Origin of the sequence: Paenibacillus sp. SN-8-1, from assembly GCF_050995535.1 — a bacterium.
GTDB lineage: Bacteria > Bacillota > Bacilli > Paenibacillales > Paenibacillaceae > Fontibacillus.
This window is the reverse complement of record NZ_CP194782.1, coordinates 2,243,501-2,259,820: the sequence shown is the minus strand read 5'-3', so window position 1 is coordinate 2,259,820 and position 16,320 is coordinate 2,243,501. Positions and strand designations below refer to the sequence as shown.

At 46.6% G+C, this 16,320-nt stretch carries 19 protein-coding genes and 1 pseudogene; 18 read left to right on the top strand and 2 right to left on the bottom strand.

The window, feature by feature from the left end:
• Positions 1-255 precede the first annotated feature (255 nt).
• From ACRRNK_RS10705 to ACRRNK_RS10645, 13 genes are all read left to right on the top strand, one after another.
• Complete coding sequence (locus tag ACRRNK_RS10705) at positions 256-783, top strand: nitrite reductase (RefSeq protein ID WP_433946710.1); 528 nt, start codon at positions 256-258, stop codon at positions 781-783.
• Positions 784-910: 127 nt separating this feature from the next.
• The gene (locus ACRRNK_RS10700) at positions 911-1,603 is read left to right on the top strand and encodes a response regulator transcription factor (RefSeq protein WP_433946709.1); all 693 of its coding nucleotides are present in this window, start codon (positions 911-913) and stop codon (positions 1,601-1,603) included.
• Positions 1,600-2,685 carry a sensor histidine kinase gene (locus ACRRNK_RS10695; protein WP_433946708.1) on the top strand — a complete coding sequence of 362 codons (1,086 nt, stop codon included), beginning with the start codon at positions 1,600-1,602 and terminating at the stop codon, positions 2,683-2,685. The genes ACRRNK_RS10700 and ACRRNK_RS10695 overlap by 4 nt, the downstream gene beginning before the upstream one ends.
• A 249-nt stretch (positions 2,686-2,934) precedes the next feature.
• Positions 2,935-3,264 carry an MFS transporter gene (locus ACRRNK_RS10690; RefSeq protein ID WP_433946707.1) on the top strand — a complete coding sequence of 110 codons (330 nt, stop codon included), beginning with the start codon at positions 2,935-2,937 and terminating at the stop codon, positions 3,262-3,264.
• A gap of 47 nt (positions 3,265-3,311) precedes the next feature.
• A complete protein-coding gene (locus ACRRNK_RS10685) occupies positions 3,312-3,812 on the top strand; it encodes an MFS transporter (RefSeq protein ID WP_433946863.1) in 501 nt (166 codons plus the stop codon).
• Complete coding sequence (locus ACRRNK_RS10680) at positions 3,793-4,038, top strand: hypothetical protein (RefSeq protein ID WP_433946706.1); 246 nt, start codon at positions 3,793-3,795, stop codon at positions 4,036-4,038. The genes ACRRNK_RS10685 and ACRRNK_RS10680 overlap by 20 nt, the downstream gene beginning before the upstream one ends.
• A gap of 180 nt (positions 4,039-4,218) precedes the next feature.
• Positions 4,219-4,569 carry a metal-sensitive transcriptional regulator gene (locus tag ACRRNK_RS10675; protein ID WP_433946705.1) on the top strand — a complete coding sequence of 117 codons (351 nt, stop codon included), beginning with the start codon at positions 4,219-4,221 and terminating at the stop codon, positions 4,567-4,569.
• Positions 4,570-4,668: 99 nt separating this feature from the next.
• Positions 4,669-4,911 (top strand): glutaredoxin family protein, encoded by a 243-nt coding sequence (locus ACRRNK_RS10670; RefSeq protein ID WP_433946704.1) that lies wholly within the window; start codon positions 4,669-4,671, stop codon positions 4,909-4,911.
• Between the two features lie 331 nt (positions 4,912-5,242).
• Positions 5,243-7,684: a nitrite reductase large subunit NirB gene (gene nirB, locus ACRRNK_RS10665; protein ID WP_433946703.1), complete on the top strand. Its 2,442-nt coding sequence runs from the start codon at positions 5,243-5,245 to the stop codon at positions 7,682-7,684.
• A 20-nt stretch (positions 7,685-7,704) separates the two neighbouring features.
• Positions 7,705-8,070 (top strand): nitrite reductase small subunit NirD, encoded by a 366-nt coding sequence (gene nirD / locus ACRRNK_RS10660; protein ID WP_433946702.1) that lies wholly within the window; start codon positions 7,705-7,707, stop codon positions 8,068-8,070.
• Entirely contained in the window at positions 8,063-8,884 is an 822-nt protein-coding gene (locus ACRRNK_RS10655) for a uroporphyrinogen-III synthase (protein WP_433946701.1), read from the top strand. Before nirD ends, ACRRNK_RS10655 begins: the two co-directional genes overlap by 8 nt.
• A 189-nt stretch (positions 8,885-9,073) precedes the next feature.
• Positions 9,074-9,313: a thioredoxin family protein gene (locus tag ACRRNK_RS10650; RefSeq protein WP_433946700.1), complete on the top strand. Its 240-nt coding sequence runs from the start codon at positions 9,074-9,076 to the stop codon at positions 9,311-9,313.
• Positions 9,314-9,393: 80 nt separating this feature from the next.
• Complete coding sequence (locus ACRRNK_RS10645; protein WP_433946699.1) at positions 9,394-10,005, top strand: MarR family winged helix-turn-helix transcriptional regulator; 612 nt, start codon at positions 9,394-9,396, stop codon at positions 10,003-10,005.
• Here the strand turns inward: ACRRNK_RS10645 and ACRRNK_RS10640 are convergent.
• Positions 10,002-10,892 carry a LysR family transcriptional regulator gene (locus tag ACRRNK_RS10640; protein WP_433946698.1) on the bottom strand — a complete coding sequence of 297 codons (891 nt, stop codon included), beginning with the start codon at positions 10,890-10,892 and terminating at the stop codon, positions 10,002-10,004. The two genes, ACRRNK_RS10645 and ACRRNK_RS10640, sit on opposite strands and share 4 nt — an antisense overlap.
• Positions 10,893-11,495: 603 nt before the next feature.
• Here ACRRNK_RS10640 and ACRRNK_RS10635 point away from each other — a divergent pair.
• A pseudogene (locus ACRRNK_RS10635) lies at positions 11,496-11,777 on the top strand (RNA polymerase sigma factor); the annotation flags it as partial.
• Between the two features lie 38 nt (positions 11,778-11,815).
• On the opposite strand, the gene ACRRNK_RS10630 reads toward ACRRNK_RS10635, so the two are convergent.
• The gene (locus ACRRNK_RS10630) at positions 11,816-12,157 is read right to left on the bottom strand and encodes a hypothetical protein (RefSeq protein ID WP_433946982.1); all 342 of its coding nucleotides are present in this window, start codon (positions 12,155-12,157) and stop codon (positions 11,816-11,818) included.
• Between ACRRNK_RS10630 and ACRRNK_RS10625 the strand changes: the two genes are divergently transcribed.
• From ACRRNK_RS10625 to ACRRNK_RS10610, 4 genes are all read left to right on the top strand, one after another.
• Complete coding sequence (locus ACRRNK_RS10625; RefSeq protein ID WP_433946697.1) at positions 12,150-12,797, top strand: SDR family NAD(P)-dependent oxidoreductase; 648 nt, start codon at positions 12,150-12,152, stop codon at positions 12,795-12,797. The two genes, ACRRNK_RS10630 and ACRRNK_RS10625, sit on opposite strands and share 8 nt — an antisense overlap.
• Before the next feature lie 38 nt (positions 12,798-12,835).
• Positions 12,836-14,047 carry an MFS transporter gene (locus ACRRNK_RS10620; protein WP_433946696.1) on the top strand — a complete coding sequence of 404 codons (1,212 nt, stop codon included), beginning with the start codon at positions 12,836-12,838 and terminating at the stop codon, positions 14,045-14,047.
• 265 nt (positions 14,048-14,312) lie between these two features.
• Positions 14,313-14,483, top strand: a complete 171-nt coding sequence (locus tag ACRRNK_RS10615; RefSeq protein ID WP_433946695.1) for a hypothetical protein — start codon at positions 14,313-14,315, stop codon at positions 14,481-14,483.
• A 453-nt stretch (positions 14,484-14,936) separates the two neighbouring features.
• The gene (locus tag ACRRNK_RS10610) at positions 14,937-16,100 is read left to right on the top strand and encodes a serine hydrolase domain-containing protein (protein ID WP_433946694.1); all 1,164 of its coding nucleotides are present in this window, start codon (positions 14,937-14,939) and stop codon (positions 16,098-16,100) included.
• Positions 16,101-16,320 lie beyond the last annotated feature (220 nt).

Here is a 16,320-nt window from a genome sequence, read left to right as displayed (position 1 = left end):
AGATAAAGGAGTGTTGGTCCAGGAAAACAATTACTTTAAATGTCAGCGGAATGAGCTGCCAGCAGGGTGTAAATTCGATTGACCGCAAGTCATGATAACTGCATGGTGTGATTTGCAACAGAAAAAAATATTATCCATCTGCTTCTGGGGAGTGAGAAAATGACGAATGACAAAGTTGTGATCGCGGTGTCCCCACCGGTTTAAGTCGGAGGAAGCTTATTTGCTGCTAAGCAGCTCCTCACTATCAGTAAGATTATGGGTCCAGATCAACAAATTGAAATGACACCGTTCCGACAGCTGTATATTGAAATTCCCGTTGAATCCCAAGATACGGTGACCCGGAATTTGCAAAGCGTTGGCCTCGAGGTCAATCCCTCGGGATTTGCAATCAAAAGCCTGATTGCTTGCAATTTCTGCAGGGGGCCTGAGGATGCGGGATTAGATATTGCACAGAAGTTGAATCTTGCGATCGCAGGTATTTTAACACCAACTCCGCTCAAAGTGGGGTATGCCGGCTGCGCCCTTGGAACGAGTGAACCCCTATTAAGAGATATCGGGGTTGTCAAAATGAAAGACAAGTTTGATATTTATGTGGGCGGAGATTCCAAAGGCATCAAGGCGCCTTTGGCTCAGCTTTTTTTAACAGGGCTAACCGAAGAACAAGTCATTCCGACAGTATTGAAACTCATTGATTATTATAAGGCTCACGCCAAAGGTAAAGAAAAATTCAGTAAGTTCGTCAAGCGGATCTCCATAGAACACTTAAAACAAATCACAGCGTAACATCAAAGAAAACTCACAACAGGTCATTTCTTTAAACAGGGAAATGGCCTGTTTGATTAGGGTGAAAATAAATTAAATAGGGCAGCTGAAAATTATAAAAATGATGCAAAGGAGATGAGTAACCATCATGCGAAAAACTTTAATTGTAGAAGACGAAGAAAAAATTAGAGAGGTTATTGTGGCATATTTAAAAAGAGACGGCTTCGAAACCACGGAGGCAGGCAACGGAAATGAAGCCCTGCATGAAGTCTCAAAAAATACATTTGATTTGATGATTCTGGATTTAATGCTGCCCGATATGAATGGGGAAGATGTCTGCCAACAGGTAAGAGCAACATGTCCGATGCCCATTATTATGTTAACGGCAAAGGCATCGATTAACCACCGTATTCATGGTCTCTCCATCGGCGCTGATGATTATATCGTGAAGCCTTTTGATCCGAATGAACTTATCGCGCGGGTTCGAACAGTGCTGCGGCGGACGAATCCGGGGGAACTTCTGGCTGAACGGATGGAATACGGAGGAGGAAGGCTGACCATTGATAACCAGGCCAAAAGGGTGTTTGTTAAAAACGAAGTGATCGGTTTAACCCCTTCAGAATATAGACTCCTTCTTGTCATGGCCAGGAACGCTGATCGTACATTCTCCAGGGAAAAACTGATTGAATTGGTTATGGGATATGATTTTGAGGGGGACGCACGAATCATCGACCAGCATATTAAAAATCTGCGTCAAAAAATCGAAGACGACCCCAAAAACCCTTCGTTCATACAGACAGTCTTTGGAACCGGATATCGATTTCACGGGGGAAGCCAATGAAGCGTTCTTTGTCGTTCCGATTAAGCATTCTTTTGATTATGTATACCGGGGCTATATTGATCATTGCATCGGTTGCAATGATCCATGCTACCCATTACCATTTCCAGCTATATGGGAACGAAATGGAAGAGAGCCATCATTCCGCTGATTTGTTAAATTCACATTTGGAGCAAGCTATTATTCAATTGATCGGGCTAACGATTGGAGGTGCATCGATTATCGCACTAATCTTGAGTATCTATATTGCCAAACGTATTGCGTCACCCTTAATCGGTATGAGGAATTTAACTCTGGTAATGGCGAGTGGAGAGCGTGATGTGCGATTGCCTTTAAAATGGGCACCGAAAGATGAGTTAGACGAGCTTGCGACCTCCATCAATCATTTGGCAGAGCAGCTACAGCAACAGGAGCAATTAAGGATTGCGATGACTGAGAATATAGCCCATGAACTGAGAACTCCGCTGACCACGCTAAATAGTTACCTAGCAGCGATTCAAGACGGGGTGTGGGAACCGACTCCGGAACGAATACAATCAAGTCGGGAAGAGATCTTTAGGTTGATTCAATTAGTTCAGGACTTAGAAGAACTGCAAACTTTTAATTCCAGTGACTTTTCCTTATCTCGCAAAGAAGTTCTCCTGCAGAGATCCATTGAACAAGTTATGGACCTGATGCGCCCATCTTTTAAAGAGCATGAAATTCAGCTATCAGAGGGTTATGTACCCTGTGCCACGATCCTTGCCGATGAGAGCCGGCTGGTTCAAATTTGGACCAATATCCTTTCAAATGCCTTAAAATTCACACCCAAAGGTGGCAATGTACGATTGGATGGGACAATCATGGCCGATTCCGTCCTGATCACCGTAACCGATAGTGGTATTGGCATCCCTGCAGAAGACCTGCCCCATATATTCGAGAGATTCTACCGAGTGGAGAAATCGCGGAACCGGAAAATGGGCGGAGGTGGTCTGGGTTTAGCCATTACAAAGACATTTGTGGAACGTCATGGCGGACAAGTGTGGGCGGAGAGTGATGAAGGCGCGGGTACACAAATTCATGTCAAACTGCCAATAGTCCATTGAAAGCGATCCAGTCTCACCACAAGTGTTCCTTTTTTGAAATGGAACTAAAAAAACTAATCTCTTCATGACTTAAATCATGAACTAACACAAGACAAAAATACAATCTTGACAATATAGGGTAGGGGGCTATACTATATTTTCATCAACCGGTACTTTATGAGACCAGCACTCGTCAATGACGGCCGTCACGGGTGAATATGGGTCTTGTCAAGGAAGTGCCGGCTGAATTCAATTGTAGGAGGTCCGCTCATGTCAACACAGACACAGAGTCTTTCCAAGGCTGATCCAAAACGATGGATGGGGCTAGCGTTATTATGCCTTGCGAATTTTATGGTGATTATGGATACATCGATTATCGGGGTTGCCTTACCTGCTATCAAAGAAGCCCTGGGATATTCCCAAGAAAACTTGCAATGGGTTTTTAATGCTTATGTTATCTTTTTCGGAGGACTCTTGTTGCTTGGAGGAAAATTATCTGACTTGTTTGGACATAAACGCATGTTTATGTGGGGATTTTTAATTCTTACCCTGGCTTCATTGCTGGCGGGTCTTGCTTGGAATGAGAATGTTATAACGTAACGGCAGAACATAACGGATGGGGAGCCCCAACCACCGTATGGACCCTCATCTCAGGAGCAGCACTCTTTATCCTCTTCCTTATCATTCAGGCAGTCAAAAAAGAACCTTTGATCCCTTTAAAAATTTTCAAGACTCCGAACCTGGCTGCTGGAAATATCGCTTTGATCATGTTGTCCGGTGGATGGATTCCGTTATGGTATTTCCTCAATCTCTACATGCAGCAAGTTCTCAAATTTTCAGCATTTACTGGCGGGGTCGCTTTGCTCCCGATGACCATATTAATCGCCATCTTCATGATCGCGGTCACTGGTAAATTAATCGCCAAATTCGGAATGAAAGCAAATATCATCATCGGGCTGACAGCTCTGGGGGCTTCCTTGATTGTATTCTCCATTAATACGCCAGTGAATGGAGGCTTCCTGGTCAACGTGCTTCCTGCATCTCTTTTGGGTGCACTTGGTATGTCACTGGCCTATATACCATCCATGATGACGGCGATGTCCGGAGCAAAACCCGAGGAGGCAGGATTTGGCGTCCGGTCTAGCTAATACAAGTTATCAGATTGGCTCCGCCATCAGTCTTGCCGTTATGGTGACCATCGCGGCTACCACAACCGATGTCCAGACGGGAGATCATTCCGCGGAAGCCCTTAATGCCGGATTTCAAGCTGCCTTCTTATGGTCCGGAATCGTTGCTTTCGCCGGAGCCGTGTTAACCCTATTGTTTGTACGAACTTCAAAACAAGCTGATACCAACATGTCAAATACGATGTGATTCAAACCGAACTCCTGCCTTCATCCATTGGCTGGAGTTCTTCATTTATAAATGAAGAACTGGAAAGGATATGGTGTGTGTATAACTTGACAGTATAGGGGTGGGGGGCATAAATTAAAATAAGAAACGCTAATGAATCGCCACAAGATTAATCGAGCATTCAAGTGTGGGGGGAAATGGATGAATGTTGAAGTTGAAACGAATAAAGAATCGGTAAACCAAGATCCAGGATGCTGTTCCAGCGATGAAACGGGGCAGAAGAGCCATCATTCCGATAAAGAGAAAAGTAATATGATATCAAGATTGAATCGTATTGAAGGTCAGATTCGAGGCATTAAGGGCCTCATTGAAAAAGACACCTATTGTGATGACATTCTGAATCAGATTGCTTCGGTCCAGTCCGCATTAAACGGGTTGGGTAAGCTATTACTGGAACATCATATGAAAAGCTGCGTTATCGAGCGCATACAAGATGGCGATACCGAAGTACTGGATGAACTGTTAACCACGATGAATAAGTTGATGAAATAAGTGGGTTTGAAGCAGCACGGGGTGCTGCTCTTTTTTAGATCATCATTATAGGGTACCGGGGTACACAAAAAACAGAAAAACCGATAAGGGGAAGAGGAAATGACCGCAGTAAAAATCTATACCATTCCAACATGTAGTGATTGCACCTTTGCCAAGCGTTACTTCAAGGAACATAACATTTCTTATGAAGATTACAATTGTGAAGAAAACCTTGATTATGCGATCGAAGTAAAAAAATTAACAGGGAAACAAATCGTTCCAACCATTGTCATCGGTGATCAGGTGTTTATCGGCTTTGCAGAGAATCTTAATAAAATCAGTGAATTATTGAAAATTCAATAAGTAAAAAAATATATGGGGATTATCGTACCAAAGATCATTCCAAATGAAAGAATTCATTGAACCAGCATAACAAGATAATTAATCAATCAAAGCAGATTCTAACTAACAGAAGCTGCTTTTTCCATGCCAAGCGGGAGGAGAGATATCAGGTTACCATTAATATGAATCATTCAGTTAAAAATTAAAGTAAGGGGGTTCCTTTTATATCCCACTTTTCTTATGATGGAAACAGAGAAAATCTGTTAAAACTGGTTCGATTATACGTGTGATGTTTAGTAGGTTACAAGTTCTCTTTTGCATGGACTCGTATATATATTTAGGAGGTTTCTGCATGGTGAAAGTACAAGAACGTCGGCATCTGGTCCTGATTGGCAACGGGATGGCGGGCATCAACACGGTGGAACAGATATTAAAACTGGCGCCCAGCACCTACAGGATCACCGTATTTGGAAGCGAGCCTTATCCCAACTACAATCGTATTCAGTTATCTTATGTGCTAGAGAAGAGTAAAGCAGTAGAAGACATCATTCTGAACGACTGGGATTGGTATATAGAGAACGGAATAGAGCTATATACGGGAACGACTGTAACGCATATTGATACGGAACAAAAACTTGTGAAGGCAGACAATGGTATGGAGGTTCCATATGACACCCTCATCATTGCTACTGGTTCCAACCCGTTTATACTTCCTGTTCCAGGAGCAGATAAAGAAGGAATTGTAGGTTTCAGAGATATCGCAGATTGCCAGAATATGCTGCATGCAGCAGATCAGTACAAGAAGGCTGCTGTTATTGGCGGGGGCTTGCTTGGACTCGAGGCGGCCAAGGGGCTGCTTAAACTGGGGATGGATGTGACCGTGGTCCATCTGTTTGAAGAGATCATGGAACGACAGCTCGATCATACCGCTTCATTGATGCTTCAGGCAGAACTGGAAAGCCAAGGTTTGAAATTTGCTACCGGCAAACAGACCGAGGAGTTTCTAGGGGATGATCGGGTCAGCGGTATTCGTTTTTCCGACGGAACGACGCTGGAAGCGGAATTCGTCGTCATGGCGGTGGGGATCAGGCCAAATACTGCATTAGCCAAGGAAAGCAGCATTGAGGTTAATCGTGGTATTCTCGTGGATGATTTTATGCGTACTTCAGTGCCTGATATCTATGCGGTAGGGGAGTGTAACGAGCATCGAGGTATTACATATGGGCTTGTAGCTCCGCTATTTGAGCAGGGAGCCATTCTTGCGAAGCATCTATGTGGAGTGGATACGAAGCCGTATGAAGGATCGGTGGTATCTACTCAACTTAAAATATCTGGCGTAGACGTGTTCTCCGCTGGTGAGTTTATGGATGCAGAAGGGCTGTCTATTGTGAGGGTGCATGATGACTGGCGACGTATTTACAAAAAAGTGCTGCTGCGCAGCGGACGGATCGTCGGCGGTGTCCTGATTGGAGACGGAAAGGAATCCTCCAGACTTCAGCAGTGGATTCGAACAGGTACCGTGATGACAGAAGCCATTCATAATGCGATTGTGGGACAAGCTTCGGTCGAAACCGGGAATACGGCCGCGGATCTGGCGGATGAGGAGATCGTATGCGGTTGCAATGGGGTGACGAAGAAGCACATTGTGGATGCCATTAACGAAAAAGGATTAACCACAGTGGAAGAGATCAAGGTAGCAACAAGTGCATCGCGTTCGTGTGGAGGCTGCCGACCTGTTGTAGAGCAGATTCTTCAATATGTGCTCGGGGACAAATATGATTCAGCGGCGGCGAAACAGGAAGCAATCTGTTCCTGTACCACACTGAGTAGAGATGAAGTCGTGACGGCGATTAAAGAAAAGGGGCTGATCACCTCTAAAGAAGTAAGGTATGCGCTGGAATGGGATAACCCGGAGGGCTGCTCCAAATGTCGTCCTGCGCTGAACTACTATCTGGGTATGATTTGGCCGGCTGAGCATGTGGACGAGAAGGATTCACGTTTCGTGAATGAACGGATGCATGCGAACATCCAGAAGGACGGAACATTTGGCGTTGTGCCGCGGATGTACGGAGGGGTAACCACACCAGAGGATCTCAGACTTATTGCTGACATTGCCGACAAATACAACGTCAAGCTGGTTAAGGTAACCGGTGGTCAGCGGCTTGACCTGCTTGGGGTCAAAAAGGAGGACCTGCCGAAGATCTGGAAGGACCTTGGCATGCCGTCCGGTTATGCGTATGCAAAGGCGCTTCGTACGGTGAAGACCTGCGTGGGATCACAGTTCTGCCGTTTTGGCACGAAAGATTCGATGGGAATGGGAATAATACTCGAGAAGAAGTTCGAACGATTAGATATGCCAGCCAAGTTCAAGCTTGCTGTTAACGGCTGTCCGCGTAACTGTGCGGAGTCATCAACCAAGGATATTGGGATCGTCGGCAATGAGGGGGCTTGGGACATTTACGTTGGCGGTAATGGCGGGATTAAAGCCCGGCTTGCTGAACTGCTGTGTAAGGTACGAACAGATGAAGAGCTTCTGGAGATTGTCTCCGCATTCATGCAGTACTACCGGGAGACAGGCAAATATCTGGAGCGGACCTCGGAATGGATCGAAAGGATGGGACTTAAATCCGTCACCGAAGCTGTGGTCAATGATCTGGATAACCGCCGGGCTTTGGCTGAGCGAATGGAGGTCGCTCTGGCGCAGGTGAAGGAACCTTGGAGTGAAATCCTGAATAATTCAAATTTAAGGGAACGGATGTTTGAAGATATCAGTGTCTCTACGAAACAGGACTAGTAACAGGGAGGGGCTGCAAGATGGAACCGATATTGAACAGAAATGAATACACGTATTACCTTGTTGGCCATGTAGATGATTTCACGGAGAGACTGGGACGGGTTGTGCGCTTGGATAATGAAGAGATTGCGGTATTCAAGACAACGGACGGACAGATCTATGCACTTGAGAATAAAAGCCCTGGGCCGCGTGGAGGCACGATTGCAGAAGGAATTATATCCGGAGAGGTCCTGTTCGACCCGATCTGTGATTGGAAAATTTCGTTGACGGATGGTCAAGTGCTTGATCCTGATACGGGATCGGTTCGGACTTATCCGGTTCAGGTTATCGGGGACGAGGTACGAGTTGGATTACTTAAGAATGAGGGAGGGCTGTTCCATGAGTAAAGACCTTCAGAACAAAAAAATTGTCATTGCCGGGTCGCAAAAGACGGAAGAAATGGCTGAGATTATTGAACGAAGAGGTGGAGTCCCCCTTGTCCGGTCACTTCAGGGATTAACGTACTCGGATCCGGTTGAAGTGGAAGAGGATGTAAAGCGTTTTATCCGGCAGGGGGCAGACTGGTTTATTTTCACGACAGGTATTGGATTTGAAGCCATGATTCAAACTGCGGAGAGGCTTACCGCTGTCTCTGAATTCGAAGAGAGATTGAAAGAAACCAAGATTGCCTGCCGCGGTTACAAAACAAATGCCCTTTTAAAGAAATCAGGTATTCATCCAGTCGTCTGTGATGATGATGGAACGATTGCCAGTATGATCGAAAAGCTTGAGGTGTTTGATTTTAACGATCAAAAGGTGTGGATTCAGCTTCATGGCGAATTGTCGTCGGAGTTATATCAGTTTATCAAAAGCAAGGGCGGCATAGATGTTCAGGCGATACTGCCTTATCATTATCAAGCTCCTGAACAGGAGACGCTGGCATCGATCCTGAATGAACTGATTCAGCGGGAAGTGGATGCCGTTTGTTTCACGACCCGAGTTCAAGTCGGATATTTATTTGATTATGCAAGAGAACAGGGACGTGAAGAAGAGCTGAAATCCGTCTTTGAACAGGATGTACTAGCTGCCGCTGTCGGCAAAGTAACGGCTGAAGCGCTTCGAGATAGAGGGATAAGCCGGATTATTGTGCCTGAGAAAGAACGAATGGGTGCTTTAATCGTGGAGATCGCGCAATACTATGAAGGTGTAGAGGGCCCATAACATGGTCCATTGAAAGTCGCTAATTTAGCGGCTTTTTTGTTTTATCTGTACAAGTTCTTGTCCCAGTGCATCTTTGTCATAGGCGCAGCCAATCATTATGATAAGAAATTTGGAATTGTTTGGTATCCTCAACTCGATTACGATACAAATGTAGCAAGGCTACATAATATATTAGAGGAGAGATGCAGCATGGCAAAAGGAGTATTTTATCACGCGGGTTGTCCGGTATGTGTAGAGGCAGAGCAGGTATTTCTAGATTACCTGGATCCATCGAAGGTGCAGGTAGAGGTCGTACATCTGGGCACTGACCGCTCACGGATCGAGGAAGCAGAACAGGCTGGGGTGAAATCAGTTCCGGCACTCGTGATCAATCAGGTAGTATACCACATCAATTACGGTGCGAGCTTGGACGCTGTAAAGGAGAGCTAACAAAAGAGAAGGTGCAGCCTAGTGCGGCTTCCTTCCGCTTTTGCCAAAGTCGTATGCCCGTACGAGAGGCGTGATGCCGGATGTTCTACCATGCAGCCGACCGAGAGAAGCAGCCCTCCGCCCGGGTGAGTATGACACTATTTCGCGTAAGCCAGTCTGTGAAGAAAATTACCCAGATGGAAAGCGATGCGGTGGGGTTAAGTCCGGTACAGGTGCATGCGCTGCTCTTTGCCGGTCAGACCAGAGAGGACATGGCTACGGTCGGGCATTTCGCCAGGGCGATCGGTGCAAGCCATGTCACCGCTGTGAAGATCGTGAATGGGCTGGTGGTAAAGGGACTGCTCGACAAGCTGCAGCACCCGGGTGACCGGCGGAGCACGATCATTCACTTGACAGCTGCAGGCATGCAGCAAATGGAGGCACTGGAACGGTGGGGGGAATCGCTAGAGCGTACGATCGCTTCGTTACCTCCGGAAGTTCTTAATATGCTGGAATTGGGGCTGGGAGCTGTCATTTCAGCCTTGCAGCGGGAGGGCTACCTGACGGTCGCGGAACCATGCAGAGGCTGCGTCAACTTTCGGCCGAACACTGGAAGCGATGATAAACCGCACTACTGCACTGCGCTGCAAAATTACTTGTCACACGAAGCCTCTTTGAAGGAGTGTCCGGAGCACCAATCGTCGATTGACTAGTCCCTATAAGCGGTGACGAATCTGTCCAGGAAGACCCTGCTCGCCGCGCATAAAAACTTGTGCTTCCGGTATACCATCCCTACCTCAAGCTGGAAACCGTCTTGTCCGATTGGAATGGAGGTAACTCCACTATTCAGACTTTCTTGCAACAGACTGGAAGGTACGATGGCCAAACCTAAGCCCTCGCGCACCATGGCGAGTATTCCTTCCAGGCTGTCTATCTCCAAAGCTGGGGCGATTTCGGTCTCTGATGACTCGCAAGGCTTTTGGATGACACGGCGAAGGAAGGGCTCTGCCGGTAACAAGCATGGGAAGCTGGCTATGGCACTAAGGGGCGGGCCATCCTCGTTCGCTAACGGGTGCTGCTGGGGAGTAATCAGCACAAGGCGTTCGGTGTGAAGCGGAATACACTCGAGTTGATCCCGCTGGGCATGCTCCGGCTGAAGATAACAGAGCCCGACGTCGATATTATTCTGAAGCACGGCATCATAGATTTCTTCGCTAGATAGGTTGCGTACGGTCACTTTGATCGACGGGAACTCCCGGTGAAAGGCCGTAAGCACACTCGGAAGCTTGGCTGTGGCAAGCGTGGACAGGGCACCGATATCCATTAATCCCCTTTGCAGTCCTTGCAGTGAACGGATGGCGACTCTTGCTTGCTGAAGCTCATGCATAATATGATAGCAATGCTGCAAAAGGATCGCTCCCGCTTCGGTGAGAGCGGTCTTTTTGCCAATGCGGTCAAAGAGTGGAGTACCGAATTCGTCCTCAAGCAGCCGGATTTGCTGGCTGAGCGATGGCTGTGTAATGCCAACTCTTTCTGCGGCACGAGTGAAGTGCAGCTCCTCCGCAAGAGCGGTGAAATACTCCATATGTCTGAATTCCATATTTTCCCTCCAAGGAGTATTTTGTTACCATTGTAAGCTTGTGAGGTAGGGATGACAACATCCACGCTTTAACTAGGTTGTTTTGCACTTCCGGTGGAGACGGTATGAGCGCATTGACAAGAACTTGATCCCATTAAAAGTCGCTAAATTAGCGGCTTTTTTGTTTTATCGGTACAAGTTCTTGTGCCGATTCGAGGACAAGAACTTGTACCGATTAACGATTAGTTAAGTATTTAACTACATGTTACTGCTCTAATTCATTAAGCTAAATAAGCCGCAGTTAAAATGTTCACATTTGTGTGTACAGTCGTAACTACAGGGAATGCTTGGACTTTCGGCCGCTGTTGTCTCCAGATTTCTTGATTTATACCGCAAGGCGGATGAAATCCGGAGACAAAGGCGGTCGCTTTCGCTCCTACAGTTCCAAGCTTCCCCTCCGTTACGCCTTACCCTCAAGTCAAATTTTTAACTGCGTCTTATATAACAGGCAGTTTAGCATAGGGAAAGCTAACATTGTAATAGCTTAATTAATGTCTTTGACATGGCCGTTGGAACTGTCTTTTTGATACGTTTCATTGATTTCTCCAAAAAATAATTATAAAGATGTCACAAAGCATCTATGTTGATTGTTATTACACATATAAACAGGGCCCTGGTAAGGAAGGAGAAAATATGGAGCAGAAAAGCGAAGAGTTAGAAATAGATAATATAGTGGCTCAAATAAAAGACGGGAACAAGGAAGCGTTTCGAGCGCTTGTTTGTGAATACCAACGTAAAATTCACGTATATAGTTACCACATGCTTAGGAATAAAGAAGAGGCTGAGGATGCGGTTCAGGAAATCTTTTTAAAGTGTTACCAAAATATACACCAATATTCCCAAGGAACGTCCTTTTCCGGATGGTTGTATACAATTGCATATAATCACTGCATTAATTTACTAAAGATATTGAGCCTAGCAACTACTTCTCGCTGTTCAAGAGCGATAATGCAAACAACTTTATTTTCTATCATAATCCAAAGGCCGATGAGCTCATCTCGCAAGGGGCGTCCGAGTCTGACCCAGCCAAACGGCACGACATCTACAATAAGCTGCAGCAAATTCTGCACGACGATCTCCCGACGCTCAGCATCTACTCGGAGAAACGACTCCAGGCAGTATCGAATGTCGTGGTGGGCGGCAAGCCGCTTAACCTTGGCGCGTTCAATAATGTAAATGAGTGGGATTTGAAAACCAATTAATGAAGGAGCGATTCCAATGAGCAAAAATCTCGTTATTGTCGGTGCAGGTCCAGGCGTTAGTGCAGCAGTGGCCCGTAAATTCGGTTCGAACGGCTTCCGAGTTGTACTCGTCGCCCGTAATCCATTATCGCTGGAGGTGCTCGCGAGCGAGCTTCGCGACCAATCGATTGAAGCCTACACAGTAGCAGCCGATGCATCTAAACCGGAGTCGATATCGGAGGCGTTCCAGACTATTCGTGAGCAGCATGGAACACCAGATGTTCTGCTGTATAACGCAGCGTTTATCTCCAAAGCCACTATCTCGACATTAGAAGAGCAGCAGCTGATCGATGAATTCAAAGTGAATGTTGTAGGAGCATTGTCGAGTGTGAAAGAGGTTATTCCAGCATTCCGCGAACGCAAGGAAGGAACGATTCTGATTACGGGTGGCGGCTTCGCACTCTCGCCAAGTCCGGATTACGCATCCTTGTCGATTGGCAAAGCTGGAGTACGCTCGCTTGCATTATCGCTTGCCCAGGAATTGCAGCCTGACAACATTTATGTTGGCACGGTTACGATTGGCGGCTATGTTGCGAAAGGTACCGCTTATGATCCAGATGCAATAGCTGAGAAGTATTGGGAGCTGTATCAGAAGCGCGATCAGGCGGAATTCGTATACGCATGATGAGATAGCGTCAGCTGGATGAGAGGGGAGAGCGAACTGTGGAGCAGTGGAAACGAAATCTATACATCCTGTGGATCGGCTTGTTTCTTAACCATATGGCCTACACACTGTCCGTTCCGTTCTTCCCCTTATTTCTGCATCAGGAGCTTGGGATAGATAGCGGCTTGGAGGCGTGGTCTGGCATATCGATATCGATCAGCTTTTTGATTAACGGACTATGTACGCCATTCTGGGGCTCGCTCGCCGACCGTTACGGCAGTAAGCTTATGCTATTCCGCTCGGGAGTGGGGCTCGGCTTAGCACATCTAGCTAATTACTTCGTTTACGATCCGGTCACCTTCATTTTGGTGCGCGTTTTTCAAGGACTGATGGCTGGCTTTAGTCCAGCCTCAGTCGCCCTTGTTGGAACGAATACACCGGACAAGTATGTGGGTTATGCACTTGGCGTCATCTCTACCTCGACTGCAGCAGGCGGCATTATTGGTCCGCTCGCTGGCGGAGTCTTGTCGCAATGGGTCGGCCTGCGCGGATGTTTCATCGCATCGTCAGTCATTACGTTATTGTCAGCTATCATTGTGCTAAGGGTGAAAGAGACGAATCGCAGACGTTCATCGGAACGAATGAGCGTGATACAGGATTTGAAACGAGCCGCTAGGAATCCTAATCTGCTTCGGATCTATGGTCTTATTCTGCTAGTCTCGACTTCTATATTAATTCTTGAACCGCTCGTTACGATTTATGTTGTACATCTCGGCGGGAGTGCGAATAAAGTGACGCTAAGCTCCGGAATCGTATTCTCGGCTGTTGGCGTGGCGACGGTGGTCATGGGTCCTCGCTGGGGGAAAATCGGCGGCAGGATCGGTTATCATAAAACGCTGCTTGTTGGTCTCATCGGCGGAGGACTTGGCAATTTGCTGCAGCTAGTCGTTCACAATCTAGTCGGGTTCGGATTACTGCGGTTTAGCTACGGCCTATTCTTCGCGGCGGTGTTTCCAGCGCTCAACGCACTTATTATTCAACATGCAGACCGCGATTTTCGCGGCCGTGCCGTGAATCTCAGCCAATCCGCCAACCTGTTCGGCATCGTTGCAGGCCCGCTGCTCGGCGGCATACTTGGTGGATGGATGGGCATTCCGTTTGTATTCTTGTTAACCGGAATTGCTTTGCTCGCAGCAGCCTGGACGGTCAGAGGTGCCATGTTCATTAAGCCGTTCTCCCGGGAGAAGGGCGCTGCAAGCAGTGATACATAGCTGCATACAAGGATGAAGGAAGTATTATCATGACGGCTAAACGGCAGTTGAAACATGGCGGCTACTTAGATGGTATTGGCAACAACAGTATTGTGTTCTGGCGCCATCCCACAGTGCCGCTTAACGCAGGTGTCAGTCTCGAATTCTAAAAAAATCTGGGGACAACAGCGGCCGGAAGTCCAAGCATTCCCCGTAGTTACAACCGTACAAATGAAAAAAATTTAAGTGCGGTCTTACATAGAATAATGCAGAGGGAGGGAGACCCATGGAGGATGAGAAGCAAAGGTTGAGTATCGAGGCCGCCAGGCTGTATTATCTCTCTGACAAAAAGCAGGCGAGCGGGGGAAATTTAAATAATCAGATTAGAATCAAAAAGCGCATGATAGTGGATATAGCTGAACATATGTACAAAATACTATACAATATTAATTTTTAAGATTTGTTGACGAAGCTATTATACTAATTGCTCCGCAAAACTGCTCGTTATTTCAATATGAGAATGCTAACTGCCGAAGTTTGTTGTTCGTCTCATTCACAGTAAAAAGGCACGATTTGACCAACATATTTTTCTTATTCGATGCGGTATTCTCATATTCCTTGCTGTCTAAGTATCGAACCCGATTCTGAGTAGAGGTGCTTATTGTAAAGTTTAATTATATATGTTTTTCATGTTGAGAGCATCGATGATTTTTTGCTATGATTTCCAGTGAAAGGTGGTCGATTTTGATGGCAAATCATTTTGCCAATATGCTACGCGGCTCATGCAAAGCCTATTCTTAGGGCGAACCTTTGCATGGGCGGACATAAGCAACTCTGTTCGCCCACGTGACGTTTCTAAAGGATGGGCTATGCACCTTATTTGTTCATTTATATAAGGGAGTTGAGTGCATTGACCAATTCATTCATTAGAAAACATCAAAATCTCGTGGATCTTCAGAATCATGTCCAGCAGTTGTTAGATGAACTCGCGGAAGACGATATCGGCGCAGGATTTCAAGCAGCAGCCTATTGGCGCGGAGAGTTGGTTCTGAATGCTTTTTCAGGCAGCGCGGATTCAGCAGGACGACGATCCGTTGACTCAGATACCTTATTTGTTCTGCAATCTTGCTCCAAAGGCATTGTTTCAACTGCCATTCATATTCTTGTCCAACAGGGCAAACTAGCTTATGATGAGCGGATTTCCCATTACTGGCCCGAATTCGGAGCGAATGGTAAGGAAAAGATTACTCTCCGCCAGGCTCTTACCCATACGGCAGGAGTTCCCTTGATGCCCACGTACGCGGATATGCGGCTCATCACGGACTGGCGAGCGATGGTCAGCGAGATGGAGAAGCTTGAGCCAATCTGGGAACCTGGCAGCAAGTCTGGTTACCATGGTCTGACTTTCGGCTGGATTTTGGGGGAAACCGCATCCCGAGCGGATGGGCGGACTTTTGCTCAAATTGTTCATGACGAGATATGCAAACCCTTAGGCATTGAAAAGGATCTGTACTTAAGTGCATCCTCGGAAGCAGAATCCCGTATAGCTCAGATTAGCGGTGAAGCCGTACCGATTGCTTCCATGCCGGATGACATGCTTTTCAAGCGAGTTCTGCCTCCTGCTCTGGTCCCAGTTGCAAATTCTGAATGGAATTCGCCCTGGTTCCATGCAGCGGCTGTACCTGCCGTGAATGTCGTCGCTACGGCTCAGGCGTTAGCGTGTATGTATGCCTCACTGATTGGCCAAGGTGTGGATGGTGGTAGACGTCTGCTCGAGCCAGCTTCCGTAGTGGAGGCGACGTCACTGCATTTTGAAGGCATCGACGAAGTTGCGCTAGCTCCCATTAAATTGGGACTTGGCTATAGCCTTAGTCAAGAAGGTGATTCCATGGGTGGCAACCCGATGGCTTTCGGTTATGCCGGTTTGGGCGGTATGATTGGATATGCCGATCCATCGAAAAGCCTTGCAGTGGCGGTACTGTGTAATCGTATGAAGGTTGGAAGGGGAAAGCGGTCTCCCGATCGACTTGTATCTGATCTAATCCGCGAGAAACTAAGTAATGTTGAATCATAATTTTATGCCTTGAAAAGAATGGCCCGACATCGTTTTATAGTCGGGCCATTCATAATTCGTTTTGGCAGACATAGATTAATCACGAACTTTTTGAGTAAGTACATTTGTGTCATGCAAAAATGCACAAAAGTGCCTACATTCTGGTGGGACTACTGGAACGTATATCAGATGACAATAACATATTTGCTAAGTAACCGGTCATTAAGCTAACGGACAGGTT